A 13,496-nucleotide genomic window follows, 5' to 3' on the forward strand; every position below is an offset into this window, starting at 1 on the left:
CAATGTTATGCATTCACAGGTTCTTCGACATAGGAAAGTGCATTTTCAAAATCTGTAATTAAATCATCTACATTTTCAAGGCCAACTGATAAACGGAGCAATGAATTAGAAATCCCTCTTTCATCACGTGCTTCTTGTGATAATGCTGCATGTGACATTTTTGCAGGGTAAGAAAGGATGGATTCCACAGCGCCTAAACTTACTGCAAATACAGGAAGTTTAACTTGAGATAAAAATTGGCGTAAGGCATCTTCAGATTGCAATGTGAAAGATAAAACTGCACCAGCAGATTTTGATTGTGTTTGTTGTATGTTATAGTCAGAATGTGATTCTAATCCAGGATAATACACATTTTGAATCTTTGAGTGTTTTTGTAAGTAATGGGCGATTTTATTCGCATTTGTTGCTGAGTGTTCGAGACGTACGTGTAATGTTTTTAGGCCACGAAGAACGAGAGAGCAATCATTTGGCCCTAATATAGCACCAAACGCATTTTGCAAGAAGCCAAGTTTCTGAGCGAGTTCTGCATCTTTTACAACTGCTAATCCAGCAGTAACATCACTGTGACCAGCAATGAATTTTGTCGCGCTATGAAGGACGACATCCGCGCCAAGTTCAAGAGGTTTTTGGAATAATGGTGTTAAAAATGTGTTGTCAACAAATGTGAGTGCCCCGGCAGATTTTGCTAATTCGCAAACGGCGCGGATGTCGGTTACTTTTAACAATGGGTTGGATGGTGTTTCAACGTAAAAGACTTTTGTATTGGGTCTAATGTTTTGCTTCACTTCTTCTAAATTGGTCATGTCAACGAATGTATGTGAAACACCGTAACGGGAAAGAACTTCTGTTACAACCCGATAGGTTCCCCCATATACATCTTCTGAAATGAGAACGTGATCACCTTGTGAGAGAAGGAGAAAAGCAGTAGAAATCGCTGCAATTCCAGATGCAAAGGCAAATCCTTTTGTGCCCCCTTCTAATAAAGCGATAATATCTTCAAGTGCTTCACGTGTTGGATTCCCTGAGCGGCTATAGTCGTATTTTCCAAAGGTGTCTACATCAAATTGATGGAATGTTGATGTATTAAAGATGGGAACGTTAACAGCACCTGTTTGGGAATCATGTTTATATTGGTTATGAAGTAAGAGTGTATCTATTGAATAACTCATATTCTCACACCTTCTTTTACATGCTTAATAGCTTGCTTTAAGTCTTGAATTAAATCATCACTATTTTCGATACCTACGGAGAAACGAAGGAGGCGATTACATACGCCGCGTGCTGTACGCACATCTTCTGGGATATCTGCATGTGTTTGGGTTGCTGGATATGTCATTAAACTTTCAACTCCGCCAAGGCTCTCTGCAAAGGTAATTAACGATAAAGATTGTAAGAAGGGATTTATCCATTTTTCATCGCGAAGACGAAATGAAATCATGCCGCCCTTTCCTGGATAAAAAACATCGGTTATACCGTCTTCCTCATTTAAATAAGAAACGATTTTCTTTGCATTTTCTTCATGTTGTGTCATACGAAGAGCTAATGTTTTCATGCCACGAATTAATAACCATGAATCAAACGGGCTTAGTACAGCACCAGAAGCGTTATGATAGTGGGCAAGTTCCTCACAAAGCGCTTGACCTTTTGCAACGACAAGTCCACTTAATACATCGTTGTGACCACCTAAATATTTTGTGGCGCTATGAAGGACAATATCTGCTCCTTCTGTCAATGGTCGTTGTATATAAGGAGTGTAGAAAGTGTTATCTACAATAAGTAGGACTCCATGTCGTTTTGCGACAGTTGCGACAGCTGCAATATCAGTTACTTGCATTAATGGATTGGTTGGTGTTTCTATAAAAATAGCTTTCGTTTGAGAAGTGATGGCTTGTTCTATTTGTTTAATAGATTGTGTATCTACGTATCTACATCGAATATTCCACTTTGTTTCGTGTTCTGAAAATAACCGATAGGTTCCCCCATATAAGTCTTCTGATACGATAAGTTCATCCCCAGAGCGGAATAAAGAAAGAACAAGAAGAACCGCTGCCATTCCCGAACTACAGGCATATCCTTGTTCCCCTTCTTCTAAATCAGCAATTGCGTGTTCTAAAAGGTCGCGTGTTGGATTTCCAGTTCGTGAATAGTCGAAACCTGTTGATTTTCCGATTCCTTCATGCCGATAAGCTGTTGAAAAGTAAACAGGGGGATTAACCGTTCCTGTAGTCGTTTCGCTTCGATTCCCGATTTGAGCTAGTTTTGTTTCGATTGTTGACATGTTGCATTCCTCCTTAATAAAAAATAAAAAAAGCCTTCTAAGAAGAAGGCTTTCATGCGAATATAGTCTTCTTCTTATCTGTCAAATCTTTTCACAATTTGCTGGAATTAGCACCTTATTAACGAACATGTTAATGGTTGCTGAGGTGTCATAGGGCCAGTCCCTCTACCTCTCTAGATAAGAATAATTTGTATGAAATTTTATTATGCTTTTAACTTTACAATAAAAGATAATTGAATTGCAACTTTATTTTAAATGTTTTTTTATTTTCCTTCTAATTCTATTGACTTTTAGTCAGTCCTATGCTAAGTTTATTAGAAAATTAACAAAGATTGTTAAAAGGTACACGTATTTCCTTTTAAAAAATAGATGAATAATTAAGACAAACTCTTATTGAGAGCGGTGGAGGGAAAGGCCCTGTGAAACCCGGCAACCTTCAAACGAAATGTTTGAAACGGTGCTAATACCTGCAAAACAATTTGTTTTGCATGATAAGAGGAGGATTGATGATGTCCCCCTCTTCAAGGTGAAGAGGGGGTTTTTATATTGATAGAAAAGAGGGAGACAAGTGAAAATTCTAGATTTATTGTCAAAAGGAATTATTATCGGCGATGGAGCAGTTGGTACATTATTACATTCTCATGGTTTGCAAAGCAGTTTTGAAGAATTAAATCTATCAGATCCAGATTTAATTATATCTATTCATAAACAATATGTAGCTGCTGGAGCTGATATTATTCAAACAAATACATATGGTGCAAATGAAGCGAAATTACGTACATATGGACTAGAAAACCAAGTTGTTCAAATTAATAGGGCGGCGGTAAAACTGGCAAAAGCAGCAATAACAGATAGAAATGCCATTTTGGGGACAATTGGTGGGATGAAACATATCGGTGCGGTTACAACGACTGATATGGAGCGGGAATTTATGCTACTTGAGCAAGCTGGGGCATTAATAGAAGAAAATGTGGATGGCCTATTACTTGAAACTTTTTATGATGAATTTGAATTACTACATGCAGTGAAAGTACTAAGGAAGCAAACTGATATACCAATTATTGCGCAATTAGCACTTCATGAAGCTGGCACAACGCAAAATGGGAATGATGTAAATGAAATATTAGAGCAGCTTTTAGATTACGGTGCAAATGTAGTCGGTTTAAACTGTCAGTTAGGACCGCTTCATATGACGGAAGCTTTCAAAATGATATCGATTCCGAAAAATGGTTATTTGTCAGCTTATCCAAATGCAGGCCTTCCAAACTATGTAGAAGGGCGTTACGTATATGAGGGAAGTCCTGCTTATTTTGAAGAGATGACACCGAAATTTATTGAACAAGGTATTCGTTTGCTAGGAGGATGTTGTGGTACAACGCCAGCACATATTGAAGCGATGAAGCGTGCAATTGCGAATGTAACGCCTGTTACAGAAAAACAAATCGTTCAAAGACAACAAGTGGTTCCTATGCAAACAAAACGTATTAGCACCCACGTTACTCTTGCAGAAAAAGCGAAGAAGCAAACAACAGTTATTGTTGAACTAGATCCCCCAAAAACATTAGATACGCAGCGTTTTTTTGAAGGAGCAAGGGCGTTGAAAAGAGCAGGAGCAGATGCGATTACGCTAGCAGATAACTCGTTAGCATCCCCGCGCATTTCAAATATGGCAATGGGGGCATTGTTAACGAAACATGATATTCCAGTGCTAACGCATTTAACGTGCCGTGATCATAATGTGATTGGCTTACAATCTCATTTACTTGGTTTATCAGCTTTAGGAATGGAAGAAGTGTTGGCTTTAACAGGTGATCCAGCTCGTGTTGGGGATTTTCCTGGGGCGACGTCTGTATATGATTTATCCTCTATTGAATTAATTAAAATGATTAAGGAAATGAATGAAGGTCGCTCTATTTTAGGGAAATCCATTGGTTCTGCAACAAGATTCTCTGTTGGAGGAGCGTTTAACCCACATGTGAGACATTTAAAAGCAGCTGTAAAACGGATGGAGAGGAAAATTGCAGCTGGAGCAGAGTATTTTTTAACACAGCCCATTTATGATGTAGCTTTAATCGGAGAAGTATACGAGGCGACAAAACATTTAGAACAGCCGATTTTTATTGGGATTATGCCGTTAGTAAGTAAGCGAAATGCTGACTTTCTTCATTTTGAGGTGCCAGGCATTACACTACCAGAAGAAGTAAGACAACGAATGGATGGACATGATACGCAAGAATCTGCAATTGAGGAAGGGATTCGCATTTCACAAGAGTTAATTGACGCTGCGATGAAATACTTTAACGGTATTTATCTTATTACACCATTTTTGAAATATGAAATTACAGAAAATCTCGTTAACTATGTGAAAGAAAAGCAAGAAGTGAAAGAAGGAGTCAACTGATGAGACCGATAGAAGAGAGATTACGACATGATATTTTAATATTAGATGGTGCTATGGGAACGATGATTCAGCAGGCAGATTTAACTGCAGAAGATTTTGGCGGTGAAGAATATGAAGGATGTAATGAATACTTAGTAAAGACAAGACCAGATGTTATTCTACATATCCATAAAGCTTATATTGAAGCGGGAGCGGATATTATTGAAACAAATACGTTTGGTGCTACGAATATTGTATTACACGATTATGAGTTATCTCATTTAGATGAGGAGCTGAATGAAAGAGCGGCATGCTTAGCGAAACAAGCTGTAAGAGAGAGTGGTAAAGAAGTATATGTGGCTGGCGCAATGGGACCGACGACAAAAGCGATTAGTGTAACTGGTGGTGTAACTTTCGAAGGATTAATTGAGGCATACACTAGGCAAGCAAGGGGGTTATTGCGTGGCGGCGTTGATGTATTGCTTGTAGAGACGAGCCAAGATATGCGTAATGTGAAAGCAGCATATTTAGGGATTCAGCAAGCATTCACGGAAGCTAATCATACGGTTCCACTTATGATTTCTGGAACGATTGAACCGATGGGAACAACGTTAGCGGGGCAAACGATCGAGGCGTTTTATTTATCAGTTGAGCATATGAAACCACTATCTGTCGGATTAAATTGTGCGACAGGACCAGAATTTATGCGTGAACATATTCGTTCTCTTTCTGATTTATCGGAGTGTTATATTTCTTGTTATCCAAATGCCGGTCTTCCAGACGAGGATGGACATTATCATGAGTCACCAACTTCACTTGCGGAAAAGGTGAAACAGTTTGCCGAAGAAGGCTGGATTAATATTATTGGTGGTTGTTGCGGAACAACACCTGATCATATAAGAGCAATAAAAGCTTCGCTTACATCTCTTAAAGCACGCAAGAATCATGAACGAGAAGGTCATGGAATTAGTGGCTTAGAAGCGTTGCAATATGATGATTCTATGAGGCCATTATTCGTTGGTGAGAGAACAAATGTTATTGGATCAAGAAAGTTTAAAAGATTAGTAGCTGACGGGAATTTTGAAGAGGCTGCTGAAATTGCGAGGGCGCAAGTGAAGAAAAATGCACACATTATTGATATTTGTATGGCAGATCCTGACCGTGATGAAGTGGAAGATATGGAAAACTTTTTAGCGGAGGTTACGAAAGTATTAAAGGTTCCAATTATGATTGATTCAACGGATGAAAATGTAATGGCGAAAGCTCTTACGTATATACAAGGGAAGGGCGTCATTAACTCTATTAATTTAGAAAATGGAGAAGAGCGCTTTGAGAAAGTAACGCCGCTTCTTCGTAAATATGGAGCTGCAATTGTAGTCGGGACGATTGATGAAGATGGGATGGCAGTTTGTGCAGAAAGAAAATTAGAAATCGCAAAAAGAAGTTATGAATTATTAACAAAGAAATATGGAATACGTCCATCCGATATCATTTTCGATGCGCTTGTATTTCCAGTAGGAACTGGTGATGAAGAATATATCGGATCTGCAGAAGCGACAATCGAAGGGATTCGCCTTATTAAAGAAGCATTGCCAGAATGTTTAACGATTTTAGGAGTAAGTAATATATCGTTTGGTTTACCACCAGCTGGCCGAGAAGTACTAAACTCAGTCTTTTTATATCATGCAACAAAGGCTGGGCTTGATTACGCGATTGTGAATACTGAAAAACTAGAACGTTATGCATCCATTCCAGAAGAGGAAAAGAAACTCGCAGATGCGCTATTATTTGAAACAACGAAAGAAACATTAGAAGAATTTACAAACTTCTACCGGGTTGCGAAGAAAAAAGAAGGGGTCATACAAGAAACATTAACGCTTGATGAAAGATTAGCAAATTACATTGTAGAAGGAACAAAGCAAGGATTACAAGAAGATTTAAGTCTCGCGCTTACAGAAGGAAGAAGGCCGCTTGATATTATTAATGGTCCGCTTATGAAAGGAATGGACGAGGTTGGTCGTCTATTTAATAATAATGAGCTGATTGTTGCTGAAGTCTTGCAAAGTGCAGAAAGTATGAAAGCTGCTGTTGCATATTTAGAGCCGTATATGGAATCTAGTGATAGTGCAAAAAAAGGAAAAGTATTATTAGCCACTGTAAAAGGTGACGTACACGATATTGGTAAAAATCTTGTAGAAATTATTTTATCGAATAATGGCTATGATATTGTCAATTTAGGAATTAATGTCCGCTCTGATCGCATTGTTCAAGAAGTAAAAGAAAAGAAACCGGATATTATCGGGCTTTCTGGATTATTAGTAAAATCAGCGCAACAAATGGTAGCAACTGCTGAAGATTTACAAGCGGCAAATATTGATATTCCAATTGTTGTAGGTGGTGCGGCATTGACAAGAAAGTTTACAGATAACCGTATTTCACCTTCTTATAATGGACTTGTGTTATATGCAAGCGATGCGATGACAGGACTTGATCTGATCAATCGATTACAAAAAGAAGAAGAACGAGAGAAAATGAAGCAGGAAAAAAAGAATCGTCATCTCCATGCTATTGTGAAACAGGAGGAGAAAAAAGCGGAATTACCAGTTGTAATCGAGCCGTTGGCGCCAGCAGAGGTTATGATACCAGATTCAACAAAGCGGGTCGTACTTCGTGATATCCCGGTTTCACATCTTGCCCCATTTTTAAACAGACAAATGTTACTTGGACACCACCTTGGTTTAAAAGGCAATGTGAAAAAATTGCTTAGGGAAGGAGATAAACGAGCACATGAATTAAATGATTTAATTGATGAACTATTGCAAGAGGGGCAATCTTGGCTGCGTCCAAAAGCCGTTTATCAATTTTTCCCTGCTCAAAGTGATGGACAAACGATCATTATTTATGATCCGGAAGATCATGCGCGTGTACTTGAGCGCTTTTCATTCCCAAGACAAGGGAAAGCGCCGTATCGCACGCTAGGGGATTATTTACGTCCTGTTGGTGACGAGATGGATTATGTCGCCTTTTTATCTGTTACAGTAGGAGAAGGAGTCCGTAATATTGCGGAAGAATGGAAGGAGAAAGGGGACTATTTACGTAGTCATGCAATCCAATCATTGGCATTAGAACTTGCAGAAGGTCTTGCTGAAAAAACACATATGTTAATTCGTGATCGCTTTGGAATTCCAGATTCACCGGAGATGACGATGGAAGAACGATTCCGGACGAAATATCAAGGGATTCGTGTTTCCTTTGGTTATCCGGCTTGTCCAGAGCTTGCTGATCAAGAAAAACTATTTCGCTTAATTCAACCAGAGGAAATTGGGATTTCACTAACAGAAGGGTTTATGATGGAGCCGGAAGCCTCTGTAACGGCAATGGTATTTGCTCACCCCGAAGCCCGATATTTTAGTGTACTATAGTGTAAAAGGGGGAGACAAATGAAAAGAATAGTCTTTACAGGCGGTGGATCAGCTGGACATGTGACACCCAATTTGGCGATTATTCCACATTTACAAGAAAAGGGTTGGGATATTTCGTATATTGGCTCTCATCAAGGGATTGAAAAAACGATTATCGAGAACGAAGGAATCCCGTACTATAGTATAGCGAGCGGAAAGTTACGCCGTTATTTTGATTTGAAAAATATAAAAGACCCTTTTCTTGTTATGAAGGGCGTTATGGAAGCTTATGTGCGAATACGAAAGTTAAAACCAGATGTTATTTTTTCAAAGGGTGGTTTTGTCTCTGTACCAGTAGTAATTGGAGGATGGCTAAACCGTGTTCCAGTTTTGTTACATGAGTCTGATATGACACCAGGACTCGCGAATAAAATTGCACTCCGCTTTGCTTCGAAAATATTTGTTACATTTGAAGAAGCTGCGCAGCATTTGCCAAAAGAAAAGGTGGTTTATACAGGCTCACCTGTCAGGGAAGAGGTGCTGCGTGGAAATCGTGAAAAAGGTCTGGAATTTCTTGGGTTCCATGCTGAAAAACAAGTCATCACGATTATGGGAGGAAGTCTCGGAGCAAAGAAAATCAATGAAACAGTACGAGAAGCATTGCCGCAGTTGCTTAAAAAGTATCAAGTTGTTCACCTATGCGGAAAAGGAAATCTAGATGAGACGTTACAAGGTGTGACAGGGTATAGACAATTTGAATATGTACACGGTGAATTACCAGATGTATTAGGAGCAACGGATTTTGTTATCTCACGTGCTGGATCAAATGCAATTTTTGAATTTTTAACACTGCAAAAACCGATGATTTTAATTCCGTTACCGAAAGCTTCAAGTCGTGGTGATCAAATTTTGAATGCACAATCATTTGAAAGACAAGGGTATGCATCGGTTTTATATGAAGAAAATATAACAGTGGTGTCCTTTATGAAGCATATAGAAGAGTTAAATCATAATCGTGAGAAGTATAAAAAAGAATTAAAAAAGTATAGTGGAAAAGAAGCGATACAAACCATTATGAAATATATTATGGAGGCATGATTATAAAAAATCATGTCTCTTTTTAATAGAATGAAAGGTTCGAAGAATGATTGTATTTATGTTACAATAATAGAGGTTTAATAGGGAAATTCCAGTTCTTTGAGCGTGAAAAAACGAATGGATTAGGAGTGACTGTGTTGGAGCTGAGTCCTTTTGAAAATACTGCTCTGATTATATGTTTTATTTTGTATGTTGGTAGTGTGATTGTTTACATTTCAAGAAAATTTTCGCAAGAACGAAATTTGCAAAAATCGGAAATAACAGCTGAGTTAGATATGTTAGCCGGTGAAAGTGATAAAAAACAAAAAATAAAAGAGGACCATCAGGCATCCCACCATTTAAACGTAAAATAAGTTTTGAAGGTGGGGCCTTTTTTACAAGATCCCCTTTTATTATTATCGTGAGCGCTAAAAAGGAGTTTCCCTTTCGTTTTTATAAAATATAGATAGGATTCTAAAATGTTTCAAAACTGGGTACAATGGATGCTGTTGGAACAAAGGGTACCATTTGTATATTGCGGATCCGTCTGTGGTTTACATACATATGAAATGACTTCAAAACAAGATGTTTTTATGTTTTTAGATCCAGTAGGTTCATATCGTTATCATGTATGAATAAAAGAAGAGAGTTTCAATCAATATATATTTAATATGAAGGAGTTATACACATGCATTTAGAACAAGGATGGGAAACAAGCTTCTTAGAAGTTGTACAAAAAAGTGAATTCAAAAAAGGTGCACTGCGTAGTCAGTTGCTTTGTGCGGACGGAGAAGAAGTAGAAGAACTTGTAGATGATTATGGATATGATGAAATCGTAAATCGTGAACATGATGAAGAACTAGCAGAAATCTTAGGTGAAGAACTCTTTAGTGAAATGGAACGTTACGTATTTTTATCTTCACAACCGGAAGAAAGACTCATTTCATTTGTAAATGGATTAGGGTTTCACATTTTAGATTGGATTGTTCTTCTTGAAACAGAATTTGGTATAGATAGTGCATTATTTTCATCGGATGCAGTAAAAATGCTTGAAAAACGTTTTCGACAGTTTCCATACATAGAGAATAAGACAGTTTTTGATATGACAATGGGAGAAGCGATGGATGTATTAGAGGCTGTGACGAGTTTACAATTGAAAGAGAAAATGAATATACAATAATAAAAAGAACGTGAGGTAATCACGTTCTTTTTTACATAATAATAACTTTATCAGTTAATTTCTTCTGCCCGCTAAGAAGAGCATTTAAATACTCGACTTTTCGGATGCAAGATTGAATGTGTTTTTCAACTTCTTGTAACTCCGCTTGATGATGCGTTTCAATTGGATGAATTAGCACATTAAATTTTTCAAATTGACTACTATATGTGATTTCTGCATAGCCGCTCATGATATCGGTCTGATTATGAAATAAGAATTGTTTTGTTTCTTCACAGTATGTTACATCTTGAAATCCAAATGTTTTTAATGCTTCGATTACTTTTGTAATAATTGTTATATCCATTTTTCTCCCTCTTTACGCAGTTCTGCTTTTCTATTATAACATGAAAACCACTTAAGAAAGCGTTTTCAAATGCGTTTTTTCCTAATCTTTACGTATAATTTATCAAAATGAAATAAAGAAAAAATAATTGTAATAAAGGAAGGACTCTTTTACTGTTTCATCATATATATACAGAAATAGGTGTAATAAAAGGAAACGTATTTTTAAGTTGAGCGTAGTAAAAGAGGTGAGAATCTTGGATTTTGATATTACAGGACAAAAAGCATATGTAAAAGATGGGCCGTACCGGAATCGGATTGGAATTGTAAAGCAAAAGGAACAGCAGGCAGAACCAAATTTTATCATTGTAATTGACGGCCAAAACATCGATGTAGAGTTAAAAGATATTGTTTTAGTAGGGGTAGATGTGGGGCAATTTCATGAATGGTGCGAGCAAAATGGTTATTTGTAAAAGGGACGGGCTATGAAGAGAAACATTTATTCTTATTATGTATTTGAAAATTATATAGTAGAGAATGATGATGAGGATATTATGCTCAATATAGGAGCGTATATCCTTTTTCTGTTTATGTACTTGGTAACAAAGAAAGTTTTTACCTATAATAATCAGAAATAAAAGATAATTAGTTGATATAGTAATGAATTTCCATTAATCTATAAATAGAAACAGTGTAATAATGCTAAAATAAAATATTCGAATAGATAATCAAACATGGAGAAAACCAAATGAACCTAATGCAAAAAGCAATAGATATGGCAGAAATCTATAAACAAAATCCGAAAATAGAAGCAATTCTTTTGGCGGGATCCGTATCAAGAAACTGGCAAGATGAAAATTCAGATATAGAGTTGCATATTTTATGGTCAGCACCGCCAGAAGATGAAGATCGCGAAGGTCCTATTAAAAATGTTGGTGGGACCATTTTGTCATATCATCCGTATGAAGAGGACGAGTGGTCTGAATCTTATGTAACGAAAGATGGGATTAAATTAGAAATAAGTAACTTTTTATCTGTAACAGTTGAACATTTTATTTCTGATGTAGTGGGCAAGTATGAAACTGATTATGAAAAACAATGTATTGTAGCTTCTGTTCAGGATGGTGTGAGCTTGCATGGGAAAGAAACGATTAGAAAGCTAAAAGATAGAATCGCAGAATATCCGTTAGAACTTTCCAAACAGATGATTACAGAGAATCTTTTACTAAGCAATCGATGGAATAACCGCGAAGCACTTTTAACACGAAAAGATTGGCTTATGCTATACGATGTAATTTGTGAAGTGCAGAAGAATGTATTTGGCGCTTTGTTCGGTTTGAATAAAATGTATGTGCATCACCCTGCATTTAAATGGATGCCTTTTAATATAGAACGAATGACAATAAAACCTGAAAACCTTTATGCACGAATGTCGAATATCTTAATGGGAAATCCAGAAAACAGTGTAAAGGATTTGGAATTATTAATCGAAGAAGTAATGATTTTAGTGGAGAAGCAAATTCCAGAATTGGATCTTTCGGAGCAAAAGAAACAGATTAGTTATGCAAAATAATGATTATAGGGGATGGTGTTATGGAATATATCATGGATAGAGTATATGCAAGAGAGCTATTTGAACGTGCATATAAACAAAATTCTGGCCCTTGGTATAAACATTCGATACATGTTGCCCAGGCTACTGAAAACATAATCTTAGAATTTATGAAACAAGGATATGATGTGAATCATGATTTGGCTTACAATGCAGGGTTGCTTCATGATATTGGTAGGTATAAAGGTTTCACAAAATCTGTTATACATTCTTATGATGGATACATGTACTTAGAACAATTAGGATTTAGAGGGAATGCAATTAAATGTGTAACGCATTCATTTCCTTGTGGGAATAAAGATATAGAAGTTGCAGCTGCTTGGGAGCTTGTTCCTCTAAACATGAAAGTGAAGCTTATAGAGATATTAAATGAAAATAGCAACTATGATTTATACGATAAAGTTATTACTCTTTGTGATGCTTTAGCCGATGATAAAGGATTTACTACACTTGAAAAAAGATTGATCTCAGTTGGATTGAGACACGGCACCAATGCTCATACTTCTTCTCATTGGAAAGGATTTTATAAAATAAAAAAAGAAATAGAAGCGTTACTCGGAATAAGTGTATACAGATTTCTTCCGGGAGTTGAGGAATCGATTTATACCGATATTCAGTATTGAAAATTGTATGAAGGGGTGAGTGAAATGAGAAAAAATATGATCTTATTTCTGGTAATGATATTGTTTTTGAGTTTAATTGGATGTTCTAATATGACAAGTTCTTCAAAAACTTCTTCTTCAACTGAACAAAAAGAGGAAAAAGAAACATCAATAGTATTTGAGAAAAAACAAATAAAAGAAATGAATTTAGTGAGGAGAGATCAAGATAATATTTCTAAAGCAGGAACGGATAATGAAGATCTAATCAATCAAATTGTTACCGCAACCAAAGCTGGTACGTCTAAAAAAATAGCTTTAGATAAAAAAGTAAGGGATGCTGTACATACGAATATGGAAGTCGTTTTTGATGATGATACGAAAGAAAGTTTGTTAGTCTGGATAGATGATAAAAATAACATTATAATCGCAAAAGATGTAGATAAAGGTTCTGTTCAAGGAATTCAAATAAACGAGAATGCTCCTAAAATAGTATTAAATTTTTTAAAACAAGTATAAGAAATAAAAAAGGAATGCTATATCTACACTGTACCCTATTGAATAGACACTTAAAAAAGTCTATTCGATAGGGTATTTCTTGTATAATGAGAGAAAAATGAGAATCGGAGAAATTTCAAAATGACGAAA

13 protein-coding genes and 2 riboswitches are annotated in these 13,496 nt (G+C 36.6%); of the genes, 10 read left to right on the top strand and 3 right to left on the bottom strand.

Translation table 11 applies throughout. The annotated features are described in order from the left end of the window. Positions 1–5 precede the first annotated feature (5 nt). Positions 6–1,169, bottom strand: a complete 1,164-nt coding sequence (gene metC, locus CN373_RS17285; protein WP_000122279.1) for a cystathionine beta-lyase — start codon at positions 1,167–1,169, stop codon at positions 6–8. Next, positions 1,166–2,278 (bottom strand): methionine biosynthesis PLP-dependent protein, encoded by a 1,113-nt coding sequence (locus tag CN373_RS17290; protein WP_098359784.1) that lies wholly within the window; start codon positions 2,276–2,278, stop codon positions 1,166–1,168. The genes metC and CN373_RS17290 overlap by 4 nt, the downstream gene beginning before the upstream one ends. A 71-nt stretch (positions 2,279–2,349) precedes the next feature. After that, positions 2,350–2,462, bottom strand: a riboswitch (SAM riboswitch). A 203-nt stretch (positions 2,463–2,665) separates the two neighbouring features. Beyond that, positions 2,666–2,776: riboswitch (SAM riboswitch) on the top strand. Positions 2,777–2,846: 70 nt separating this feature from the next. Between CN373_RS17290 and CN373_RS17295 the strand changes: the two genes are divergently transcribed. The 6 genes from CN373_RS17295 (at position 2,847) to CN373_RS17315 (ending at position 10,316) form a co-directional block, all read left to right on the top strand. Next, positions 2,847–4,679: a bifunctional homocysteine S-methyltransferase/methylenetetrahydrofolate reductase gene (locus tag CN373_RS17295; RefSeq protein WP_098359785.1), complete on the top strand. Its 1,833-nt coding sequence runs from the start codon at positions 2,847–2,849 to the stop codon at positions 4,677–4,679. Beyond that, positions 4,679–8,080: a methionine synthase gene (gene metH, locus CN373_RS17300; protein WP_001247363.1), complete on the top strand. Its 3,402-nt coding sequence runs from the start codon at positions 4,679–4,681 to the stop codon at positions 8,078–8,080. Before CN373_RS17295 ends, metH begins: the two co-directional genes overlap by 1 nt. Before the next feature lie 18 nt (positions 8,081–8,098). Continuing rightward, positions 8,099–9,157: an undecaprenyldiphospho-muramoylpentapeptide beta-N-acetylglucosaminyltransferase gene (locus CN373_RS17305; RefSeq protein ID WP_000822897.1), complete on the top strand. Its 1,059-nt coding sequence runs from the start codon at positions 8,099–8,101 to the stop codon at positions 9,155–9,157. 50 nt (positions 9,158–9,207) lie between these two features. Further along, positions 9,208–9,510 (top strand): DUF3966 domain-containing protein, encoded by a 303-nt coding sequence (locus CN373_RS17310; RefSeq protein WP_079999557.1) that lies wholly within the window; start codon positions 9,208–9,210, stop codon positions 9,508–9,510. Positions 9,511–9,615: 105 nt separating this feature from the next. Next, a complete protein-coding gene (locus CN373_RS25610) occupies positions 9,616–9,771 on the top strand; it encodes a hypothetical protein (RefSeq protein WP_002057781.1) in 156 nt (51 codons plus the stop codon). Positions 9,772–9,824: 53 nt separating this feature from the next. Continuing rightward, positions 9,825–10,316 (top strand): hypothetical protein, encoded by a 492-nt coding sequence (locus tag CN373_RS17315; protein ID WP_000549949.1) that lies wholly within the window; start codon positions 9,825–9,827, stop codon positions 10,314–10,316. A gap of 31 nt (positions 10,317–10,347) precedes the next feature. Here CN373_RS17315 and CN373_RS17320 read toward each other — a convergent pair whose 3' ends face one another. Further along, positions 10,348–10,659, bottom strand: coding sequence for a hypothetical protein (locus CN373_RS17320; protein ID WP_098359786.1), 312 nt, complete (start codon positions 10,657–10,659; stop codon positions 10,348–10,350). Positions 10,660–10,894: 235 nt separating this feature from the next. Between CN373_RS17320 and CN373_RS17325 the strand changes: the two genes are divergently transcribed. The 4 genes from CN373_RS17325 to CN373_RS17340 all read left to right on the top strand — a co-directional run bounded on the left by CN373_RS17325 (position 10,895) and on the right by CN373_RS17340 (position 13,367). Further along, positions 10,895–11,110, top strand: a complete 216-nt coding sequence (locus CN373_RS17325) for a DUF3912 family protein (protein ID WP_000344907.1) — start codon at positions 10,895–10,897, stop codon at positions 11,108–11,110. 275 nt (positions 11,111–11,385) lie between these two features. Continuing rightward, positions 11,386–12,210, top strand: coding sequence for a DUF4037 domain-containing protein (locus tag CN373_RS17330; RefSeq protein WP_098359787.1), 825 nt, complete (start codon positions 11,386–11,388; stop codon positions 12,208–12,210). Between the two features lie 20 nt (positions 12,211–12,230). Beyond that, entirely contained in the window at positions 12,231–12,872 is a 642-nt protein-coding gene (locus tag CN373_RS17335) for an HD domain-containing protein (RefSeq protein WP_098359788.1), read from the top strand. Between the two features lie 24 nt (positions 12,873–12,896). Then, complete coding sequence (locus CN373_RS17340) at positions 12,897–13,367, top strand: hypothetical protein (protein ID WP_001230757.1); 471 nt, start codon at positions 12,897–12,899, stop codon at positions 13,365–13,367. The last annotated feature ends 129 nt before the right edge of the window (positions 13,368–13,496 follow it).

This window comes from Bacillus cereus (assembly GCF_002561295.1).
GTDB lineage: Bacteria > Bacillota > Bacilli > Bacillales > Bacillaceae_G > Bacillus_A > Bacillus_A cereus_S.